Source organism: Vibrio wakamikoensis (assembly GCF_050337275.1).
Classification (GTDB): domain Bacteria; phylum Pseudomonadota; class Gammaproteobacteria; order Enterobacterales; family Vibrionaceae; genus Vibrio; species Vibrio chaetopteri.
In genome coordinates, this window is the sequence record NZ_JAKJST010000031.1 from 72,491 (window position 1) to 95,127 (window position 22,637).

At 48.3% G+C, this 22,637-nt stretch carries 11 protein-coding genes; 7 read left to right on the top strand and 4 right to left on the bottom strand.

Annotated elements, in window-relative coordinates:
- Nucleotides 1–73: 73 nt before the first annotated feature.
- From nagA to L4C42_RS18550, 3 genes are read right to left on the bottom strand one after another with little or no spacing between them, the layout of a single operon-like run.
- The gene (gene nagA, locus L4C42_RS18540) at nucleotides 74–1,210 is read right to left on the bottom strand and encodes an N-acetylglucosamine-6-phosphate deacetylase (protein WP_429761591.1); all 1,137 of its coding nucleotides are present in this window, start codon (nucleotides 1,208–1,210) and stop codon (nucleotides 74–76) included.
- A 31-nt stretch (nucleotides 1,211–1,241) separates the two neighbouring features.
- Nucleotides 1,242–2,132, bottom strand: a complete 891-nt coding sequence (locus L4C42_RS18545) for an N-acetylmannosamine kinase (RefSeq protein ID WP_418642663.1) — start codon at nucleotides 2,130–2,132, stop codon at nucleotides 1,242–1,244.
- Nucleotides 2,113–2,829, bottom strand: coding sequence for an N-acetylmannosamine-6-phosphate 2-epimerase (locus L4C42_RS18550; protein WP_353500120.1), 717 nt, complete (start codon nucleotides 2,827–2,829; stop codon nucleotides 2,113–2,115). The genes L4C42_RS18545 and L4C42_RS18550 overlap by 20 nt, the downstream gene beginning before the upstream one ends.
- A 249-nt stretch (nucleotides 2,830–3,078) precedes the next feature.
- Here L4C42_RS18550 and L4C42_RS18555 point away from each other — a divergent pair, with 249 nt between their 5' ends.
- From L4C42_RS18555 to L4C42_RS18585, 7 genes are all read left to right on the top strand, one after another.
- Nucleotides 3,079–4,044: a sialic acid TRAP transporter substrate-binding protein SiaP gene (locus L4C42_RS18555; RefSeq protein WP_418642664.1), complete on the top strand. Its 966-nt coding sequence runs from the start codon at nucleotides 3,079–3,081 to the stop codon at nucleotides 4,042–4,044.
- A gap of 78 nt (nucleotides 4,045–4,122) precedes the next feature.
- Nucleotides 4,123–4,632, top strand: a complete 510-nt coding sequence (locus tag L4C42_RS18560; RefSeq protein ID WP_042500613.1) for a TRAP transporter small permease — start codon at nucleotides 4,123–4,125, stop codon at nucleotides 4,630–4,632.
- A 9-nt stretch (nucleotides 4,633–4,641) separates the two neighbouring features.
- On the top strand, nucleotides 4,642–5,925 hold the full coding sequence (siaM, locus tag L4C42_RS18565) for a sialic acid TRAP transporter large permease SiaM (RefSeq protein WP_042500360.1): 1,284 nt from the start codon (nucleotides 4,642–4,644) through the stop codon (nucleotides 5,923–5,925).
- A 54-nt stretch (nucleotides 5,926–5,979) separates the two neighbouring features.
- Nucleotides 5,980–6,870 carry a dihydrodipicolinate synthase family protein gene (locus L4C42_RS18570; protein ID WP_353500118.1) on the top strand — a complete coding sequence of 297 codons (891 nt, stop codon included), beginning with the start codon at nucleotides 5,980–5,982 and terminating at the stop codon, nucleotides 6,868–6,870.
- 157 nt (nucleotides 6,871–7,027) lie between these two features.
- On the top strand, nucleotides 7,028–7,861 hold the full coding sequence (locus L4C42_RS18575) for a MurR/RpiR family transcriptional regulator (protein ID WP_353500117.1): 834 nt from the start codon (nucleotides 7,028–7,030) through the stop codon (nucleotides 7,859–7,861).
- Nucleotides 7,862–8,029: 168 nt separating this feature from the next.
- Nucleotides 8,030–9,181 carry an N-acetylneuraminate epimerase gene (locus L4C42_RS18580; RefSeq protein WP_353500116.1) on the top strand — a complete coding sequence of 384 codons (1,152 nt, stop codon included), beginning with the start codon at nucleotides 8,030–8,032 and terminating at the stop codon, nucleotides 9,179–9,181.
- 12 nt (nucleotides 9,182–9,193) lie between these two features.
- Complete coding sequence (locus tag L4C42_RS18585; protein ID WP_429761592.1) at nucleotides 9,194–10,276, top strand: YjhT family mutarotase; 1,083 nt, start codon at nucleotides 9,194–9,196, stop codon at nucleotides 10,274–10,276.
- A gap of 63 nt (nucleotides 10,277–10,339) precedes the next feature.
- Here the strand turns inward: L4C42_RS18585 and L4C42_RS18590 are convergent, their stop codons facing one another.
- A complete protein-coding gene (locus tag L4C42_RS18590) occupies nucleotides 10,340–22,633 on the bottom strand; it encodes a VCBS domain-containing protein (RefSeq protein ID WP_429761593.1) in 12,294 nt (4,097 codons plus the stop codon).
- Nucleotides 22,634–22,637: the final 4 nt, after the last annotated feature.

Here is a 22,637-nt window from a genome sequence, read left to right on the forward strand (position 1 = left end):
CTGTGTCATCGACACAGCCCTTTTTCTATCTCGCATTCAGATATCTCAATGATTAAAGACGTGCCCATGCTACTTAGCTAAGAAGTTGGCCATCCACCATCACGTGTGAAGCACGATAGTCCGAGTTGAGAATGGTGACAGAGGCTTTACTGCCCGACTTTAGAGTGCCTAAATCGGAACGATTTATCGCTCGTGCAGGGTACATCGAGGCCATGCGAAATGCTTCAGCCTCTTCGATTCCCCACTGAATGACGTTGGCAACAGATTGATCCATACCGATATGTGCCCCAGCGAGTGCTCCTTGCGCGTTAACCAGTCGACCGTTTTGAACACTGATCTGTTCACCGTCAAGAACAAAGCTATTGCTGATGCTACCTACGCTCGCCATCGCATCGGTGACGATCAATAGTTGCTGCTGACGTTTGAGACGCTTCGCCAGCATTACGTTCGCCGAGTCCACGTGAATGTCATCAACGATGATAGAACACCAAGCATGATCGGCCATTAAAGCAGTTCCTACAACACCGGGTTCTCGCCCTTCCAACGGAGACATCGCGTTAAACAGATGAGTAAATCCGTCGATCAATGGCAACTTTTCACCAGATAACTCATGACTTGATGCATTGCTGTGTCCACAGGAAACCACCACGTCATTGTTCTTTAACCAGGCCAAGACCTCGGTATCTACGCACTCTGGCGCCAAGGTGACCAACGTTGTGCCCATCGCTAACCAAGGAAACGATTCAAGTTCAGAAACACTTGGGGCGTAGAACTTACCCGCATCATGAGCTCCTTTCTTATTAGCATTAAGCCAAGGGCCTTCGAGATGGATGCCCGCAACACCCGGGATTCGCTGCTCAATGGCATTGGCTACGGCGTTTAATGCGTTGGTCATGTCCGTTGTAGTGGCACTGATCAAAGTAGGCAGTAAATAGGCCGTCCCGTGTTTACGGTGTGCTTTACATATCGTATTGATGCCCTCAACGGTCATCGTGTTGTTGAACATCACCTCGCCGCCGCCATTGACCTGAATGTCGATAAAGCCCGGAACTATGGTCTTATCTGGATAATCGTCATAGGAAAGATCCGAAGGCACCTCCGCTTTAGGAAGGATATCGACGACAATGTCGTCTCTATACACAAGTACAGAGTCGAAATGAAACGTCGTACCATCAAATATTCTGTGTGCCGAAATGCCGCGTAGTGTCATAACCTTAGTTCATCCCTAAAATAATCATCAATCAGTGCTGAGCGTTACTATTATCCAGCGACAACGAAAATTGCTCTGCTGCTCCAAGCAAACAAGCATCATAGTCCCCAGATGCTTTGGTGATTGGAACTCTAAATGCCGCAGGCTTTTGCTGTATATACTCGTCGACAAGTTCCATGTAGTGGCTCGCTAATCCGACCCCACCACCTAATACGACTAGGTCGAGATCATAGGTTGCCTTTAGATTCGTACACAGCACGGCTATCGCTTGTGCGCTTCGCTTTATTATTGCCATTGCGCTTGCGTCGTTGCGGGCAAGCTCAAACAATTCAATATTGGAAATAGTCGGGTTAATGGTTGCTTGAGCGACTTTGTTAATAGCCGTACCCGAGGCAATCGCCTCTACACAGCCATTCTGTCCACAACCACAATCAGGGCCATTAATATCTATTACAGTATGACCAATATGGCCAGCTAGCCAATTAGAGCCTTTGTGCAGCTTGCCATCAATGATAATTCCGCCACCGACACCCGTTGAAACCGTCACATACGCCATGTTTTTGACAAGATTTGCATGCGATTTAAACTCAAAGCACGCTGCTGCTTGCGCATCATTAAGCATGGCCACCGGCCTATCACTAATACGTTCAACTTCGCGATGGAGCGCAAAAGGCTGAGGAAATGGCAGGGTATCTGGGTTAATGGATGTTATCCCTTCAGGTTTTACCCAACCCGTGGTCGATATTCCGATGTTCTGAGCTTTTTCCAGCCACTCAGAGCAGGGAGAAAGAATGTGATTCGCAAACTCCCGCACATCAATCGTCGATGGCGTGGCTATTTGAGTTCGCTCAATAAGCTTTCCGTTTTCGACCATGCCCAAAGCGACTTTGGTGCCTCCAATATCAATAGCTAACGTGCTCATTTTGTTTTACCTCTGCGCGTGTTGCCGTATTGAACCACTGAGTGACGACTTCCAACCTTGTCAGTGCAGACCCGACGGTCACTGCGATCGCACCATTTGCAATAGCTTTAGCCGCAAGTTCGGGCGTGTTATATCGACCTTCAGCCATTGTAAAATACCCTGCGTCTGCGAACTGTCTAACAAGTAGCAAATCGGGTTCTGTCGGTTCAACTTCTCCGACATAACCTGAGAGCGTCGAACCAATAATGTCGACCCCATACTCAGCCGCCCAGCGTCCGTCTTGAAAACATGAACAGTCGGCCATTGCAAAACACTCTGAGTCTTTGATCGCGTCAGCGATAGCCTCACGAGTCTCTGGACGAACCCTATCTGTCGCGTCAAACGCGATGATGGATGCGCCTGCTATTTCAAGCTGCTCCACATCTTTTATGTACGGTGTAATTCTGACCGGACTGTCAATAAGGTCACGTTTCACAATGCCAATAATTGGTATAGTGACCTTCTCAGCGACGGCAGCAACGTTCGCGATTCCCTCAATACGAAGTGCTTTAGCACCGGCCGTTTGCGCGGCTAATGCCATAGCCACAATAAACTCCGTATTTTCCAGTGGACTGCCGACAACAGGTTGGATAGATACTACCGTTTGCCCTCGTAACTGCTCTTTTAGTTCTCTGATTTTTAGACTTTTATCTCTCACGTCGAGCCTCTCGTCCTTCAATAAAATCTACGGATACCGGCATAACATATCCAGTCAAAATCTACATAAAGTCATCTATCAATAACTAGACTTGGTTAAATTTTGTCCGCGATCACAGTTTGTGAAAAGTTGATTTGAAAATAATCTTCACGACCATAATAATCCATAACGAAGATTTTTTTCAAACAAAATAAAATTTTTTTTTGAAGTGGTTAGATCTCATAAAACGAATGGACAAAAGGGAACATTATGAAAGCCATAAACAAAATCACTATCGCTATGCTGACAGTAGGGTGTGCATTATCAGTACAAGCGGCTACAACACTAAAAATGGGTATGCAAGCGTCTGTTGGCTCTGTGGAGTACACCTCCGCGAAACTACTGGCTGATACAGTGGAAGAGATGAGTAAAGGCGAGATCAAGATTGCTCTGTATCCTAGCGCGCAGCTCGGTGACGACCGCGCCATGCTGCAACAGCTCACTTTAGGTGATCTGGACATCACTTATGCAGAATTTGGCCGAATGGGCTTATGGATACCACGAGCGGAAGCGGTGACATTGCCGTATGTAGCTAAAGATTACGAGCATCTGCGCCGCATGTTTGATTCCGAGTTCGGTCAGGGTGTGCGCGAAGAAATGCTGACTAAGTTCAACTGGCGTGCACTCGATACTTGGTACAACGGAACTCGAGAAACCACATCAAACCGTCCACTCAATTCTATTGAAGACTTCAAAGGACTCAAACTTCGTGTTCCTAACGCGAAGCCTAACCTCAACTACGCTAAATTGTCTGGTGCTTCGCCAACGCCAATGGCGTTTTCAGAGGTTTACTTAGCCCTGCAAACTAATGCTGTTGACGGCCAAGAGAACCCATTACCAACCATCAAAACGATGAAGTTTTATGAGGTTCAAGACAACCTCGCGATCACCAATCATATCGTCAACGACCAGATGGTGATCATCTCAGACTCTACATGGCAAAAACTATCAGAGTCAGAGAGAAAAATCGTTCAAGACGCTGTTTTGAAAGCGGGTGAAGCGCATACCGCATCGGTGAAAAAACAAGAAGCTGAGCTGATCTCTTTCTTTGAGGCTGAAGGTGTCACCGTGACTTACCCAGAACTTGCGCCTTTCCGCGAAGCAATGCAGCCGTTGTACTCAGAGTTCGAGGCGAAAATTGGTGAACCTATCGTTAAAAAGCTAGCAGCGATGTAAAGGCAGCTATCAATTCGTGAAGTAAAGAATTGAAATTGACATCTTGGCTGGCCACTTTGGCCAGCCTTGGAGCAGAAAATGATAAGCAAACTATTTAAAAATATTGAAGAAATTATCACGGTTCCTCTCATGGCAGCACTGCTTGTTGTCTTGACTTGGCAAATCGGAACACGCTGGTTGCTCAATGACCCATCGTTGTGGAGTGAGGAGCTCGCACGAGTCCTATTTATGTACATGTCTCTCATTGGCTGCGCCATCGCAATCAAAAGAGGCACGCACGTAAACATCACCTTTTTTTCAGACAAGCTACCGCAAACCCTTCGTTATTCTCTCGTCATCGCACTTGAGTTGGCGGTACTGGTCTCAATTTTCGCGATTATTTACCTTGGTTACCAACACGTTCAGAGAACTGCTTTCTTCGAGCTCATTACGTTGGGTGTATCCAGTGCATGGATGAACTACAGCCTGCCACTAGGCGGTGTATTCATGGTCATTCGACAAATCGAAAAACTCATCGCCATTGGTATTGAGTTTAAACAAGCAAGTAAGGCAGACACGCCTAGTTCTTCACAAGTGGCTGAGAGGTAAGGAGTTCTCATGGCAGGTTCTATTTTTGGCTGGCTCGCGTTGCTGTTTGCAGGTATGCCCGTTGGCTTCTCACTTATTTTTGTAGCCTTACTATTCTTAATCCTCACCAACAGCACAGGCATCAACTTTGCCGCCCAGCAGATGCTTGGCGGGATAGACAATTTCACCTTGCTCGCGGTACCCTTTTTCGTACTTACCGGACATTTGATGAATAGCGCTGGTATCACCGAGCGTATTTTCAACTTCGCTAAGTCGATGGTCGGTCATGTTACGGGCAGCCTAGGCCACGTAAATATCATGGCTAGCCTACTTTTCTCAGGCATGTCAGGCTCTGCACTGGCCGACGCAGGTGGGCTTGGCCAACTCGAAATCAAATCGATGCGTGATGCCAAATACCATGACGACTTCGCCGGTGGTTTAACAGCAGCCTCATGTATTATTGGACCATTGGTTCCTCCTTCGGTGCCACTGGTGATCTACGGGGTCGTATCCAACACTTCGATTGGCGCGCTATTCTTAGCGGGTGCTGTGCCAGGCATTCTATGCTGCGGCGCACTCATGGTCATGAGCTATTTTATTTGTAAAAAGCGCGGCTACATGACGCTGCCAAAAGCCACACGCAAAGACCAATTTAAATCCTTTAAAGAAGCGTTTTTATCACTGATGACGCCAGTCATCATCATCGGCGGCATCTTTTCTGGCAAATTCACACCAACGGAAGCGGCTGTTGTTTCATCACTTTACGCGCTATTTCTTGGTACTGTGGTTTATAAGCAACTGACCTTTGTTGGTTTCATCGATATTCTAAAAGAAACCGTAAACACTACAGCCGTAGTTGCGCTCATGGTAATGGGTGTCACCGTCTTTGGATGGATCGTTGCTCGTGAGCAGCTTCCTCAAATGCTGGCTGACTATTTCCTAACCATTAGTGATAACCCGCTGGTACTGCTGCTTCTTATCAACTTGCTGCTGTTGTTCCTTGGCACCTTTATCGAGTCACTTGCACTGCTATTACTGCTGGTTCCATTCTTGGTTCCTGTCGCAGGCGCGGTAGGCATCGACCCTGTGCACTTTGGTGTCATGGCGATTCTAAACCTAATGATTGGCATTCTAACGCCGCCAATGGGTATGGCACTCTACGTGGTATCTCGAGTTGGTGACATTCCATTCCATGTTTTGACTCGTGGTGTTATTCCTCTATTAGTGCCGCTGTTTATTGTACTTGCACTCGTTGCTGTGTTCCCTCAGTTCACCTTGTTCTTGCCAGAACTATTCCTCGGCTACGGGAAATAATTAAGTTCTGAGCCAAAATTTGGCTCAGAGCGAACTTACTATAGGATGTTAAAAATGAATAAGTTAACCGGCCTCATTGCCGCACCGCACACCCCCTTTGACCGTAACAATCGAGTTAACTTTAGTGCTATCGATCAGATTGCTGCGCTACTTATTGAGCAAGGCGTGACAGGGGCATATGTCTGTGGCACCACAGGTGAAGGCATTCACTGCTCTGTTGAAGAACGTAAGGCCATTGCTGAGCGCTGGGTACAAGCGGCTGATGGCAAGCTGGATTTGATCATCCACACTGGCGCTCTCAGTATTGTCGATTCAATTTCCCTAACAGAACACGCCGAAACACTCGACATTCTTGCCACATCTGCGATTGGTCCTTGTTTTTTCAAACCAGGTTCCGTTGACGACCTTGTTGACTATTGCGCCTCAATCGCGAGTGCTGCGCCATCGAAAGGCTTTTACTACTACCATTCCGGTATGTCTGGAGTCAGCCTCGACCTTGAGCAATTCTTAATTAAAGGTAACGAACGGATCCCAAACCTGTCTGGCGCCAAGTTCAACAATGCGGATCTCTACGAGTATCAACGCTGTTTGCGCGTCGCTGATGGTAAGTTTGACCTGCCATTTGGTGTGGATGAGTTCTTGCCTGCTGGTCTTGCTGTTGGTGCAATCGGTGCGGTGGGCAGCACATACAACTACGCAGCCCCGTTATACCTTGCTATTATTGAAGCCTTTAAACGAGGGGACCAAGCGCAGGTCACTTCACTAATGGACAAAGTTATCGCCATCATTCGAATCCTTGTGGAATATGGTGGAGTCGCAGCTGGCAAAGCCGCAATGGAGATACATGGTATTGACGCTGGTGATCCTAGAACACCGATCCGAGCGCTAACATCAGCACAAAAAGCCGATGTAGTAGCGAGAATGCGCGACATCAACTTCGTTTAATCGCCTTGCTCACAGTCGTTGGCACCACCACACCAACGACTTTGAATAAGCGAAAATCGATTTTTTGAGATTTCCCGAGAACAGCACAAATGTCAGTGTAAAACCATTCGGGAGTCTGATACTTTCTAGTTTACGACACAAAAGATAAGGGGATGCCGTGGGCTCACCAAGCAATTTGCTGGTTCGTTTGAGATCCAATATGGAACCACTCAGCAAAAAATTAAGGCAGGTTGCCGATTACATCTTGGACAACGCGCAAGATGTGCAGTTTCAGACCATTACTGATCTTGCTCGGAACACCCAAACCAGTGAAGCTACGGTCGTCCGATTATGTCGAGACATGGGCTATAAAGGCTATTCCGATTTTCGTATGGCGCTTGCTGTCGATTTGAGCCAAAGTGGCAGTAAGCCAAAATCGGATCACGACGGCGACATCTGTGACATCTCTGCGAGCAGCGCAATCGATAGCCTTCAAGACACTGCCAAACTCATAGACCGTAAGTCACTCGATAGAATTTGCGCGCTGGTTCATGATGCCTCGTTTATTGGCTGTGTCGGTGTAGGCGCATCCAGTATCGTTGGTCGCTACCTTGCTTATCGGCTTATCCGAATCGGCAAAAAAGCCATTATGTATGAGGATACGCACCTCGCCGCGATGAACGCGCGTCGCTCTAGCGAAGGAGATCTTTGGTTTTCGGTGTCTAGTTCAGGCTCAACCAAAGAGGTGGTTCATGCCGCGAAACAGGCATTCAACCAAAACGTGCCCGTAGTCGCTTTAACCAACATTAACCACAGTCCACTGTCTGCTATTTCTACAGAGATGCTCGTTGCAGCGAGACCAGAAGGGCCGTTAACAGGTGGCGCTTTTGCTTCCAAAGTTGGTGCGCTGCTGTTGGTTGATGTGTTAATCAACTCTTTGCTTGAGAAGTATCCTGAATACAGCGAATCGGTTATGGAAACCGCTGAGGTGGTCGTTCCACTCATGTCATAAAAGCCACTTACCTATCAACAAGCTCATCTTTTGATGGGCTTTTTTATTACCCATTCAAAATATAATAAAAATTATTTTTATTGCAACGAAGATCAAAGAATATTATCTCCAAAGATCGATAATAAGGTTACTTTTTAACCAAGTAGTACCTTCGATAAAGGAAGAAATATGAACATTAGGAAAATGGTCACTTTGGTGGGACTTTCGACTTTGCTTGTTTCCGCAGTGGCAACAGCCAAAGATGCATGGCCAGATCTACCACAAGGCATAAAAAGTGGCGTGAGTGCGCAGATTGGTAACAAGCTTTATGCAGGGCTAGGCTCGTCAGGACAGGCATTTTACATGCTAGATACCACTAGACCTGAACTAGGCTGGCAGCAACTTAGTGACTTTATCGGTCCGGCTCGAAATAGCGCAACAGCGACCGCCATCGGCTCGAAGATCTACGTATTCGGCGGAGCAGGAAAAACCAGCCCTGACGCCCTATCTCCCATCCTTTTTGACACAGTTTACCAGTTTGATTCCCTTTCAAACCGTTGGAGTATGATAGAGACTCAAAGCCCTGTTGGTCTGCTCGGCGCGGCCTCGTACTCGCCTAATGACAATCAGGTGATTTTCTTTGGTGGTTACAACAAGCGATTTTTCGATCAGTACCTCTCGGATATTACTACTACCGATAAAAAAGCGCAGCCTGACAAATGGCAGTCCATCGTTGATCGATACATGGGCATGGCTCCTCGAGATTACAACTGGAACGATCTCGTCATTAGTTATTCGCCAAGTACCAACACATGGAAAACTGTAGGCACCAACCCTTACATTCCAAATTGCGGCTCTGCACTCGTTGCCAATGATACTATCGCCACCCTAATCAGCGGAGAAATCAAGCCAGGTTTGAGAACAGCAGAAGTGAAGCAATACCAATTTGGTAAACCACAGCCTTGGACAAGCCTTTATGCTCTACCAGCTCCAAGCGATTTAACCCGTCAGGAAGGGGTAGCCGGCGCCTATAGTGGCATGAGCAATGGTGCGATGATTGTCGCCGGTGGAGCAAACTTCCATGGGGCGAAAAAGGCCTTCGAGCAAGGGAAGCTATTTGCACACAATGGATTTAGCAAAGCCTTTAACCCTGAGATCTATGTACTTGTCGATAATTTGTGGCAACAGGCAAATAACCTACCCACTGGCTTAGCTTACGGAGCGTCGTTTACCACTAAGTCTGGTGTGCTGATAGCAGGAGGAGAACAAACAGATCGCTCCGCAAGCAATAAGGTATATCTGTTGAGCTGGAACGGAAAGAGTGTCGATATTCAAGACTAGGGAACCTTAAGTATGGCGATTCAACTTTCTCATTTACCTTCATTTCCTGTCCCAATAAAAAACGGTGTTGGAGGATTGCTTGGCCGCCGCCTCTACGCTGGCCTTGGCAGTGCAGGGACGCGCTTTTTTTATTTGGATGTCGATCAGCAGCCGCTTTGCTGGAAGCCTGCCCCCTCTTTCCCTGGTGTCGCGAGGAATGATACGGTTTGTGCATCCAATGGTCGTGAGATGTACATCTTCTCTGGTGCTGGAAAACTCAACCCAGAGGATCCACTTACGGTACTTATGGATGGCTATGTATTTTCATTGGAAACCGAGTCTTGGCAGAAAATCGACACAAGCCTCCCTGTAGGATTACTTGGCGCTAGTGCTGACTTTGTTGATGAGAAACACTTGCTGTTCTTTGGCGGGTATTGCAAAGAAGTATTTGATCGCCTATTTGCCGAGCTCGCCAATTGTAAAGGTGCCACAGAGCAGCAGCGCACTTTGGAAGCGTTTATGTCTCAGTCTATAGACCGCTATGGGTGGAACCAAGACATTTGGCAGTTTGACATCGCCAATCCTAGTTGGCATATCTATAGCGATAACTCCAACGGTGCGACTTGTGGAGCAAGCCTGGTCAAACACAAGCAACTGTTTGTTTTGATCGAAGGGGAAATTAAGCCAGGGCTGAGAAGCCTTAAGACCACAGGTTATCACTTCCTAGAGGGACAAAAGCTATCCACGCAGGCTCTGCCACGGATAGTCGACCATTATGATGGTCACGAAGGCATCGCTGGAGGGTATTCCGGCCTCATCAACAACACGATCACACTAGTAGGGGGCGCATATTTTATTGGTAGCCAATCCAATTTCGCTCAAGGTCGAAACTACAGCCATCAGGGGCTCACCAAGCATTACAGTGAGAGCATATGGCAGCTGGATAGCGATGATGGATGGAAAGAAGCGGGAAAAATGCCAGAAGGGTGCGCTTACGGCGTCAGTATTATGGTTGACGACAACTTGATAGTGATTGGCGGAGAGCTAGCCAGCGGCTGCGCTAGTGACCGCTGCTTGGCCATCTCCGATACCAGCCGCGAAAGCTCGGTGTGTTAAACCTAAAATCCTAATAAAAAAGGGGCTAGGGTATCCCCCAGCCCCTTTCACTTCAGCGAGTTATTACGGATCAATCTTAATCACGTTCATGGTATCAAGTTGATTGAGTAACTCTGTTTGATGATTACCCGGATCATTGATCACGCTAGCATCCGAAATCCCAAGCTCATTCCATCCAACACCTTCTAAGGTAATGTCTGTTTGTTCACCATTGTTGGTGACGCTAATTACCGTTGTCGCGTTGTCCATGGCATCTGCAGGATCATCCGTAACAGAAATGCTGATATTCCCAAGTAAGTCGCCAATGTTGTCGTGCACTGGTAATAGATCAGAAATATCCAAAATATCGCTGCCAACACTAAAGTCAGTAACGGTCTGTTCTGCAGGATCTGCAGTCGTCCCCGCGGCATCTTCGGTAAACAAGAACAAGTCATGACCATCCCCACCGGTGAGGATGTCATTACCGCCACCGCCAAATAGGATGTCACTGTCATCGGTACCCACAATGGTTTCCGTAGTCGCAGAGTCCGTACCAATCTTTATCTGATCTGGCAGGGTTAACTGTTCAGACTGATACAGCGCAACCAAGACTTCTGTTGGCGTGAAATCACTCACCTCACTTGGCGTTACACCAAGCAGGGTATGCAGTGCGATGCCTTCAAGAACGATGGATTGCAACACGACGCCATTGTCGGAAATCTCGAACACCGTATTGCCACTTTGCTCTGACACGCTGAGCTGATCGGTGAGCAACTGATCATCTTTAAATGCGACCGCCGTTAAATCGACGACATCGTGTTTAATGTTTGGATCACTGGTTGTGACGTCACGTACATCAAAGTCTTTGATGGTATCCGTACCGGCCAGGTTCGCAGTTTCCCAACGGAAGGTGTCTTGCGAGTCATTATCGCTACTAATACCGCCACCAGCCGGGATGGTATTACCAAACATCCATTCATCGTCTGACGTTGCGACTAAGATGTCATCTAGCGCACTGTCACCACGCAATCCTTGATTGCCCGTTACCGTAATGGTGATTGGTTGCTCAAGCGACGTTAGGCCATCACTCACATCGATAATAAAGTTATCGGTGTCAGTATCGCCCGCAGCGAGCGCGTTGCTATTTCCAGCAATCAGCACATAGGCCCAGATGCCGGTGGCAATGTTAAAGGTCAAGGTACCGTATGTCCCTGTTGCAGTATAAACATCCCCCACTAAAGTACCGCCACGTAGAGAACGGGTAACTGTGCTGTCCACGTCCAACGCGGTGACGGTTCCTGTCGCTGAGTCGGTCACACCTTCCTGAACGCCAGCAGACACAGTGCCACCAATTACAGGGGCATCGTTAGTCCCTTGAATGGTCACTTTCACCGTCGATACCGTGCCATCAATCGACTGTACATTGAACGAATCAACCACTGAGTCACCAACGTTGAGACTATCGAATGCCTCGTTGGCATCATAGCTCCACACGCCATCTTCATCGATGCTAAATACGCCATGAGCGCCAGCAATACTGGCTTGTGCCAAGAACTTGTTATCCAAGTTATCTGGGTCGCTCGACGTTAATGTGCCTCCGGTACTTAACGCAGCATCGGTTTCAGCGATCACTCGGTCGACAGCACTAATAGTCGCGGCATCATTGGTGCCATTGATGGTCACTTTGACACTCGACTCAGTCCCATCCGCCGACTTAACGATAAAGGTGTCGGATACTGATTCGCCACTATTGAGGCCATCAAAGGCTTGATTTGCGGTATAGCTCCATACACCGTTGGCATCAATTGAGAAAGTACCATTGGTGCCAGCCACGTTGTTCTGTGGGATGAACGTATTATCTGGATTATCGACATCTGTTGCCGTCAACGTGCCACCGGTCGTCAATACAATGTCGCTCTCTTGTAGACTGACATCCGCTGAATCAACCGTTGCTGCGTCGTTGCTACCCGTAATACCGATGGTTACTTGCGACTGGGTGCCGTCGATAGAGAACACATCAAACACCTCTTCAACGCGTACACCATCTGCAAGGTTATCAAAGGCGCTGTTGGCCTCAAACGTCCACACACCCGATGCGCTCAGCGTAAAGGTACCTAACGTGCCAACCGTGCTGCTTTGGCCGATAAAACTGTTATCTGGATTATCTGGATCAACAGAGGTTAGCGTACCACCAGCCGTTAGAGCGCTGTCAGTCTCTGTTAGCTCTTGGCTCGCAGCGCTTATAGTCGAGGCATCATTGGTACCGTTGATCTGTACCGTTACCGTGGAAGGAGTACCGTCTACCGAAGTAACGTTAAAGGTCTCTTTGACATGCTCACCCACATTCAAGTTATCGAAGGAGTCATTCGCAACGAACGTCCAAACGCCGTTGGCGTCGATGGAGAAGCTGCCGTAGGTTCCTACTTCACTTGATGGGGTGAAAGTGTTGTCCGGATTATCCACATCCGACGCCGTCAAGGTATCACTGATGGTTAACGCTGCATCGGTTTCATCGGTCACAACAGAGCCTACACTGACCTGTGCAGCATCATTGGTACCTTCGATTTTCACCGTTACTGACGTTGGCGTACCATCAATAGTGGTCACTTGGAATGTTTCCGAAACACTTTGTCCAACGTTAAGCGAGTCATACGCTTCGTCTGCAACGAATGTCCACTGACCATCTGCTTGCACGCTGAACTTGCCATAGGTGCCCTGTACATCTGTTTGCGCCGTAAAGGTATCGTCAGGGTTATCGACATCGGTTGCATCTAGATTGCCGGACAATGTCAGTGCCGCATTGGTCTCATCCAGAGTCTCAGAGTCTGGGCTAACAATGGCAGCGTCATTCCGACCTTGGACAGTAATATCAATCGATTGAGTAATCGCATCACCTTGGGCAGCGCCGCCAACTAAGCTTTCAATATATAAATCAAAGCTCTCGCTGACAGGGCCATCGTTAAGTGAATCAACTTTATCCTGATCGATCACATACTCCCACTTCACCGTATCGTCGGTGTCGCCATCGATCAGTTTTAGCGTGCCGTAAGTGCCGACAATTTCGGTCATCATACTGGTACCGCTCAAACTATAGCTATGCGTATCACTTTGATCGACATCTGAAATTTTCACTTCACCCGACGCCGTACCTGACTCAGTGCCTGTTGGGTCTTCAAATACAGTACCGGTCGCGACGGTATCACCGGCAACGACCGTTGGTGCATCGTTGGTGCCCGTGACTTGGAACTCAACTGTAATGGTATCACTTGCACCATGCTCATCCGTCACTTTGACCTCATAAGTCAATGGTGCCGGTAGCGTTTCACCTTCAGACAAGTATTCAAAATCGCCGGTAAGATCAAACGTCCACGCCCCCGTTGTAGAGTCAGCACTCAAGTCACCACGCGGGTCACCAGAGACGACTTCCCAAAGATGGTCATCGGCAATATTCACCGTATCCACATCACCATCATCAAACGTTCCAGATAGCTGAGTATTGGTGTTTTCTGTGGCCATCTGCTGACCGATATCCACAATTTGAGGCGCATCATTGGTACCAACAATGGTAATAGTAATGAAGTGCTCGTTCGACTCTTCCGTTGCGCTGACATTGGAATCATCAGTAGCAATCACGCTTACCTGAACCGTCTTAGTTTGACCTTTGGCCAAAGCGTTAATTTCTGCATTTTCCTCATCGACAACAAACGTCCACTTGCCTGTATTATCGATGGTGAATGTGCCTAAGTCGGTGTCTTGTTTGACGTCGAAAGTATGGCCATCGCCAATATCCACATCGGCGACGGTGACTTTACCGCTGGCGGTGCTGCCTAAGTTATCGCTCACGGAACCTGTTGCCGCGCCAGAAACACTTGGCCTGTCATTGGTGCCGGTAATGGTGACTTCAACGGTTTGTGTCACCTCTGCACCAAAGCTGTCTGTTGCGCGCACCGTGAATGATTCAACTACTTTCACCCCGTCGGCCAAAGCTTGAACATGCGGCTCATCATTATAAAGTTCGTACGTCCAAGTATTGGTTGTTGGGTCGACGACAAATTGGCCATAAGTGCCATTGAGATCCGCTGCAGCCAGTGTCACCGTATCGTTGGTATCAACATCATCAAGGACAATCGCTTTGGTAACAGAAATACTACCCGAGCCGTTGGTATCATCTTCCGTCACTTCGCCATCTTGAGTCACCATTGTCGGCGCTTGGTTTTCACCACGGATGTTGATCGTGAGCGTTTGGGTATCGGTTAGACCAGATGGATCTGTAACCGTGACTTGCCAGGTTTGTGGGATTGACTCATTGGCACCAAGCGCAATGATATCCGCATTGTTTGGATTGACCACGTAAGTCCATGAGCCGTCGCTATTAAATTGAAGCGTGCCGTAGTCATTTTCTACGCTCGTTGGTGTCGCAGCCCAAGTATGAAGATTCTGATCTTGAGTATCGACGTCAGACACCGACAGCTGACCAGAAATGGTTTGATCAGGGTCGTCCGCCACTATGGTTTCTTCAACGTTCGCTTGCAGCGTTGGCGCGTCGTTTTGACCATTGACGTTGACTACAATCTCTAAGGTCTGAGGTAGCCCGTTTTCATCCACAATGGTTTTGCCATATTGGTCAACGGCATAGACCTCGAAGACATCCTGGCGAGTCTGCCCCTCTTGGAGTGATTGTACTGCTTGGCTGTCATTATCAAGCGTAAAGACCCAGGAACCATCTTGATTCACTGTGATATTTCCATATGTACCACTTCCGTCAATCAAGGTCCAGGTGATTTGGTCACCCAAGCCAAGATCAGGATCAAGTGCAAGAGGCCCTCCTGCATCCGCAGATGTAATCGTTATTGCAGAATCGCCAGTGCCGAGCTCATTCGGGTCATCGTTATCTTCATTCGCTGTAACGGTTTCAACTACGATTTTGTCTTCCACAACAACATCTTCAGCCGAACCGACAATCTTAACTTTCACCTCGCGTCTATCAGAGGCTGTACTTAGATCTTCGTTAGGATCGGTGTCTGTTACCGTTACAAAGAAGGTGTCAAAGACTTCTTCACCCGCAGGCAGTTCTACGGATGGGTCTAACACATATGTCCATTCACCTGTTTCTGAGTCAACCGTTAACGTACCATAGCTGCCTTGACCGTTCTCTACTACCCACACATGGGTATCACCAAGATCTGCGTCATCAACGCCCAACACACCCGAAATTGAGTCCGTTACGTCCTCAAAGGCTTCACCTAAGAGAATGGTGTCATCTTGTGGACTCGTTGTGTCTGAACTGTAAGTAATCTCAGGCTTATCCGCTGTACCATTGATGGTCACATCAACATTAATGTAGAACGGGCCAAGAATAATACGCCAATTCTCTGTCGCGGTTTCTCCCTCATCCAGACCTTGAACAAGGAGTGAATCATTATCAAGCTCATACTGCCAGTTGCCGTCTGGCGTTCTCACCAGCTGCCCATAGATTCCACCGTTAACCGGTACAAAGCGAGCTGCCTCAGGGACATCAAATATGTAAGAGTCGCCATCAATAAGTTGACCATCCTCAGTTACCTCTAATTCCGAGATATCCACTGGAATAATGCCGCCACCTCCAGAACCGTCACCTGGATCGCGCTGACCGACAACATCGATCACGACCTCTTGGCGATTAGATATGCCTCCGTCGTTATCTGTCGCCACAACATAAAACGTTTCCTGAACAGTTTCACCAGAGATCAAAGCTTGTGTGGCAGGCAAAGAGTTGTCGATGACATAGGTCCACTTGCCATTATTATCGACCGTTAACGTGCCATAGGTACCCACTCCGGAAGTCTCGATAGACCATCCACTAATAGAGCTTTCATTATCGACATCGCTGGCGACTAATTGTCCGTCAGTACGCGTCAAATCAACCCCATAGATGTCGGCCGTACCGTCCTCTACGACCGTACCCGTTGATTCACCGGTTATTACCGGAACATCATTTCGCCCTTCTATCGAGATCGTAATATCCTGAGTAATAGTGGCCCCATTTTGATCCTGAGCGATAACGGTAAAGACTTCTTGCTTCACCTCATCCTCATTCAACGACTGAATCACATCGTTTTTCGGTGTGAACTGCCAATTGCCATCTTTATCGATTGATAGATCGCCATAAAGACCTGAATAGACATTCTCTGTTTGACCATCTGCAATAACAAATTCCGCAAAGTCATCATTATCAACATCTGACAGTATCGCGCGCCCCGTTAACGGCGTCAGATCGTCTGATGGGTCATCGGTACCATTGTCTTCAACATAAGTGCCTGTGATATCTCCACTTACAGTCGGAGCATCGTTTTGACCTTCAATTCGAATCGTCACAAGCTCGGTGGACGTTGCATCATGACTGTCAGTCACCGTCACCTCGAAGGTGTCCGTCACCCGCTCTCCAGGCTTTAATGCTTTAATATCATCTAACTTGTCCGCTTGATCATAAGTAAATGTCCACTGACCATCAGACGACAGTATCAGTGACCCATATTCACCACGACCACCGTTAGAATCTGATATCTCCCATAGATGGAAATCATCAGCATCAACATCGCCAGGATTTAACTGACCGGTAGCGGTATAATTCCCTGCCTCGATTGTATCTTCTGAGATTGTACGAGTTTGAGCACCACGTATGTTCGGCACGTCATTTTCACCAACGATATTAATGGTGATATCTTGAATCGACTCATGACCAAACTTGTCCAGCACTCGAATACGCACGGTGTCTTCCAGCGTGTCACCCTTATCAAGTGAATCCACGGCCAGAGCGTTATTGTTAAGTACATACTGCCACGTGCCCGACGCTTCATCGATACTAAATGTACCGTATTGACCGCCGTCCAAAACGCTCCAAGTCACTACTTCATTGAGATCAGGATCACCGCCGCCAATCACGTTGCTATCGAGCTGACCTTGAGTTGGCACACCTGCGATGACGGTACCACTTAGGTTGGCACCATCTTCAATAACGGTGTAGCTCGGCTGCACTGAGATTTCTGGATCGGTATTGGTACCGGCAATGGTGACGTTAACGGTAATGGTGTCAGTCAGCCCTCCTTCGTCAGTGACAATGACTTCGAAACTGTCGACACGGCTTTCACCCGGTGGAATCTCGCGGGTGGCATCCCAGTCACTTTGCAACTGATACGTCCATCGACCATTGTCATCAACCGACATATAACCGTAGGTGCCGCTTGCTTGGCCTGTCGCTTGATCTTCGTTCTCGACTGTCCAGGTATGAGAGTCAGTGGTATCGATGTCGCTGACAGTAAGCGCACCAGTGGCACTTGAGCGAGCATTGGTCGCTTCGATCACGCTACCAGAAGTGTCGCCTTTAACATCCGGCGTATCATTGGTGCCTTTGATCGTGACAGTGATGGTTTGAGTTGCAGTGTTATCACTTTGACCTGAATCGTCTTTCACTGTAACGGTAAAGGTGTCGGTTAGCGTTTCACTATCGACACCTTTCAACCCCTGAACGGTCGGGTTGTTATTGTTGAGGGTATACACCCACTCGCCAGATTGTGGGTCGATGGAGATATTACCGTACTGCCCTTTGGTCGAATTAATTGACCAAGTATGGTCGTCACCAATATCGACATCGCCATCCGTCAGCGTACCCGATGTGGTGATTGGGTTGGCAGGGTTATCATCAGGATGTACATCTTCCGTCACTTCACCGGCTAAGGTTCCGCCAATCACTGGACGATCGTTGTCGCCGTTAACCGTAATAGTGATGGTTTTGGTGCTCACCGCGTTGTATTTGTCGGTGACGCTCACTGAGAATGTTTCAGTAACGACACTGTCGTGAGCAAGGGCATCTACAGAGGCTTTTTGGCCATCACTCACGCCCAGCGTATACTCCCACTCACCGGTCGTTGGATTCAGCGTCAAAGTACCATAGGTACCTACACCCGCATTGGTGTCGTTAATCTGCCACGCTTCAGTTTCATTGAGATCCGGATCGTTCGCGCCTAAGTCAGCGCCAACGGTTTGACCATACCCATTCACTTCATACAGTACGCCAGTACGCACACCATCAATGTCTGGAGCGTCATTGGTACCAATAACGTCAATGCTGACTTCGAACACCTTAGTTGCCGTACCATCTGTGACACTGACCTGGAATATTTGCTCACCAAATTGAGAATCCGCTGGATAGGTAACGTTATCCTCTAAATGCTCCGCACGATTTGGAACAAGCGTGTAAGTCCACTTACCATTCTGATCGATAGTTAAATCGCCAAGCACACCAACGGGATTCAACACTTCAAACTCAAACGTGTCCAAAGTATCGAGATCGCTAACGTCAATGACACCATCTTCGGTAATGTTGAGGTCTTCAACGACTGTCGCGCTATCATCACCCGTCAATACCAACGCATCATTGGTACCAGTAATATTGATCGTAACGTCTTTGGTGCGAGTACCGCCGTTGCCATCGTCGACAAGAACCGTAAAGGTCTCCGTAACGAGCTCATCTTTTTGCAACGAATCGGCTTTGTCGTTATCGAGAATGTACTCCCAAGTGCCTGTAGAGGCATTGATTGAGAACGAGCCATACTGTCCGTCTGAACTGCCAACGACAGACCAGGTATGCACATCAGTCGCATCCGCATCTCTTGGGTTGAGATCGCCAGTTGCTTTAACTTCGCTATCATCTCCTTCGACATTCTCAGTAATAGAGTCGGAGCTCCTACCACGGATATTGGGACGATCATTAGTACCAGTAATCGTGATAGTGATGGTTTCAAAGGACGTGCCATCAACAGAGTAAACACGGAACGACTCTTCCATGGTTTCATCCACACCAAGGCGCTGAATCGCGCTCTCGCGAGTGTTCACTTGATAATCCCAGTCACCAAGAGCATCAATAGTTAAAGTACCGAGAGGGGAACCGACTGGTTCAACGGTAGTGTTGAAGATGCTCTCTCCGGTATCAACGTCATCGACACGAAGTGACCCTTCACTGGTGATATAACGAACACTATTTTCTCGCGTGACATTTCTGTCTTCAACCACATCACCAGTATTGGTACCAGAGATCGTTGGCTGATCATTGGTACCATTGATGGTCACCGTGAGAGTTTGGCTAATGTAGGCATCTCGGTCATCGATTATGAAGGCATCAATATCTACCGTTGTCGACTCTCCAGCTCTTAGTGCTTGGGTGGCAGGTTTTGTGTTATCCAGTTCAAACGACCATGAACCATCACTGTTGATGGTAAAGGTACCGTATTGATTTTCAACGCTGGTTGCCGTGCTGTCATTAGAATCAAAGGCATAGCTCAACTGCGCATTATCCGCGAGATCATAATCATCAGCGTTAATTTGTCCGTCAGCTCGTTGATCGCCCGCTTCGTTGAGTCCAGATTCTTTGACTGAATCGGCAAATACCCCTCCGGAGGTTAGGTACGGTTTGTCGTTGGTGCCCTGAATGGTAATGGTGACCTGCTGGGTTGCAGTGGCGTTCTGATCATCGGTCACCACGACATCAAACGTCACAGTAGCAGTCTCATTTTCTTCTAGTGCTTGGGTAGCATCTGAACCATTGTTTAGCTCAAATTTCCACACGCCATTTTGGTCAACTGAAGCGGTGCCATAAGGGTTGGTGGCATTCGCTACGGAGTAATCCAAAACGTCGTTATCGGGTAGGTCGATATCGCTAGCTACAATCTGGCCTTCGATACTTGGCGTACCTAGGACAACACCCCCTGTATCTTCATGTCCAGATTCCACCACGGTTCCATCAGGATCACTCGTACCCGCAATGACTGGTGCATCATTCGTACCAATAATGGTAACCGTTATGGTGTGCGGAGTGCCATCTTCAGACAAGACCGTGAATGTTTCAGTTGCCGTTTCACCCTGCCCCAAATACTCAACATTGGCGTTCGGTATTTGGTAATTCCACGCTCCATTGGTGGTAATAGTCAATGTACCAAGCGCTTGATCTGCCGCAGCGCCTTCAACGGTACTGGTTGATGTAAAGGTATTCGGATTGGTATTGAAGACCTCTTCATTCGCACCATCGACATCAGACAATTCCAGCACGCCATTGTCTGACAGTGTGACTTGGGTGTCATCTTCGGTGACGCTGCCTATAGATTCAGATGGGTCACTGATTAGCACTGAACCGTCATTAACACCGACGATATCGACCGTAATGGTGTGTGTGGTGTTATTGTCGGTTTCAACGGTAAAGGTTTGAGTTGCACGCTCACCCGCAGCCAAACCTTGCACATTAGCGCTGCCGTTTGGAATTTTGTACGTCCAATTACCCGCAGAGTCTATGGTTAACGCCCCGTCGGTAAAGTTTCCAGCTGCTGCAGTCAAGGTAGCAGGAACGAAAGCTCCCTCCCCAAGGTCTACATCACTTATCGTCGCCTGTGATGTGAAATTCAAATCGCCGTTCGCATCTATTTGCGTTGCTTGGTCTTCAGTAAGTTCTACATACGACAGACCGCCGATCTGAGGGGCGTCATTGGTGCCATTGATGGTAACGACAACATTGTGAGGAGTGCCATCTTCACTGAGAACTTGGAAAGTCTCTGTTCTGGTATCGCCCGCACCAAGTTGCTGAACTTCAGTGGCGGTATTATCGACTTCATAACTCCAAGCACCGGTCGCTGTAATGGTGAGAGTACCAATAGGTGTGATGCCCCCTACAGTCACTGGCGTGACAGTGGTTTGGAACTTAGCTTCGCCTGTATCCACATCAGAAATAGTAAGCTGACCATTATCTTTAAGAAGGTCGCCAGGCTGAACATTGATGTCTTCAATAACTAAGCCTACTGCATCGCCATCTATAACAGGCAGGTCATTGGTGCCTTGAATGGTCACTTCGATGGTTTCGGTTTTAGAGCCATCGATAGAGGTAACAGTGAATCGCTCGACGCGCGTATCGCCGTCGCCGAGGGACTGGATCTCTTGCAGTGCATTGGAAACTTGATACGACCAGTCACCATCTTCAGTAATGGTTAAGGTACCAAGCGGAAGCTGACCATTGTCGTTAACGACACTGGTGACGGTGGTACTGAATTTATTCTCGCCAGCATCGTTGTCAGTAATCGTGAGCGACAGATTATCGCCAGCAGTGAGAAGACCAGCATCTACATCATTGTCCTCTTTCACCGTATCTGTCGTTGGACCGGTGATGAAGGTTTCATCTTCGGTGCCGTTGATGGTGACAGCAATGGTGTGCTCGGTGCCATCCGCAGACGTGATAGTGAACTCTTCTATGACTTTATCACCATCATCCAACGCTTGAACGGCGGTTAACGTGTTATCCAGCGTATAAGTCCAAGTGCCATCAGCCGTGATGGTGAGCGAACCTAGCGTGGTGCCCACTGGCGTTGCGGTACCGGCATCAAAGACGTTCTCACCGGCATCTTCATCGGTAATCACTAGCTTATCTGTGGCCACTAAGGTATCGCTAGGAGCTACAACGGCATCTTCGGTGACATCTCCCGATTCTCCGCTGACGATCGACGGCGCGCCATCGACACCCGTAATCGTCACTACTATGGTTTGACTCACGGAACCATCAATGGAAGTCACTTGGAACACTTCATCGCGAGTAATACCATCACCCAGCTCTTGCACGCCAGTGAGGGAGTTATCGACGGTGTAGGTCCAGTTACCATTGGCATCAATAGTGAGATTGCCTAGAGGCGAATGACCATCACCATTATTGAGCTTAGTGACGGTGGTGTTGAACAGGGCTTCACCGGAATCAAGGTCAGTAATCGTTAGACTGCCTGAGTCGGTGAGGATACCCGCCGTATCTTCGGTCACCGCACCTGGTTGGTAGTTGCTGATAATGGTTGGATCTTCAGTGCCGTTAACTGTGACATCGATTTGATGTTCAGTGCCATCGGCGGATGTCACTGTGAACGACTCCGTTAGACTGGTACCCACATCCAGCGCTTGGATTTGCGGCAGTGAGTTATCGACTTTATAAGTCCATACGCCAGCTGCATCGATGGTTAAGGAGCCAAGTGTTGTGCCGACCGGCGTTGCGGCGCCCGCATTAAACACCTCTTCGCCGGTATCATCATCTGAAATCACAAGGGTATTAGTCGCGACGATGTTGCCGTCGCCATCCACCAAGACGTCTTCTTGAGCGATAACAGAATCGCCCGAGGTGATAGTCGGCACATCGTTAACACCATTGATGGTAATGACGATATTTTGCGGGGTACCGTCTTCGCTCAATACTTGGAATGTCTCGGTGAGTGAGTCACCCTCGCCTAATCCTTGAACCGTTGGATTGGTATTATCAACTTCGTAGTTCCACGCACCCGTTTCGGTGATGGTGAGCGTACCCAGAACGCTTCCTACTGGCGTCACGACC

What these genes read in the sequence shown, in the direction of transcription:
- nagA (WP_429761591.1), bottom strand. Translation starts at nt 1,210, where the DNA reads ATGACACTACGCGGCATTTCGGCACACAGAATATTTGATGGTACGACG.
- L4C42_RS18545 (WP_418642663.1), bottom strand. Translation starts at nt 2,132, where the DNA reads ATGAGCACGTTAGCTATTGATATTGGAGGCACCAAAGTCGCTTTGGGC.
- L4C42_RS18555 (WP_418642664.1), top strand. Translation starts at nt 3,079, where the DNA reads ATGAAAGCCATAAACAAAATCACTATCGCTATGCTGACAGTAGGGTGT.
- L4C42_RS18560 (WP_042500613.1), top strand. Translation starts at nt 4,123, where the DNA reads ATGATAAGCAAACTATTTAAAAATATTGAAGAAATTATCACGGTTCCT.
- siaM (WP_042500360.1), top strand. Translation starts at nt 4,642, where the DNA reads ATGGCAGGTTCTATTTTTGGCTGGCTCGCGTTGCTGTTTGCAGGTATG.
- L4C42_RS18570 (WP_353500118.1), top strand. Translation starts at nt 5,980, where the DNA reads ATGAATAAGTTAACCGGCCTCATTGCCGCACCGCACACCCCCTTTGAC.
- L4C42_RS18580 (WP_353500116.1), top strand. Translation starts at nt 8,030, where the DNA reads ATGAACATTAGGAAAATGGTCACTTTGGTGGGACTTTCGACTTTGCTT.
- L4C42_RS18585 (WP_429761592.1), top strand. Translation starts at nt 9,194, where the DNA reads ATGGCGATTCAACTTTCTCATTTACCTTCATTTCCTGTCCCAATAAAA.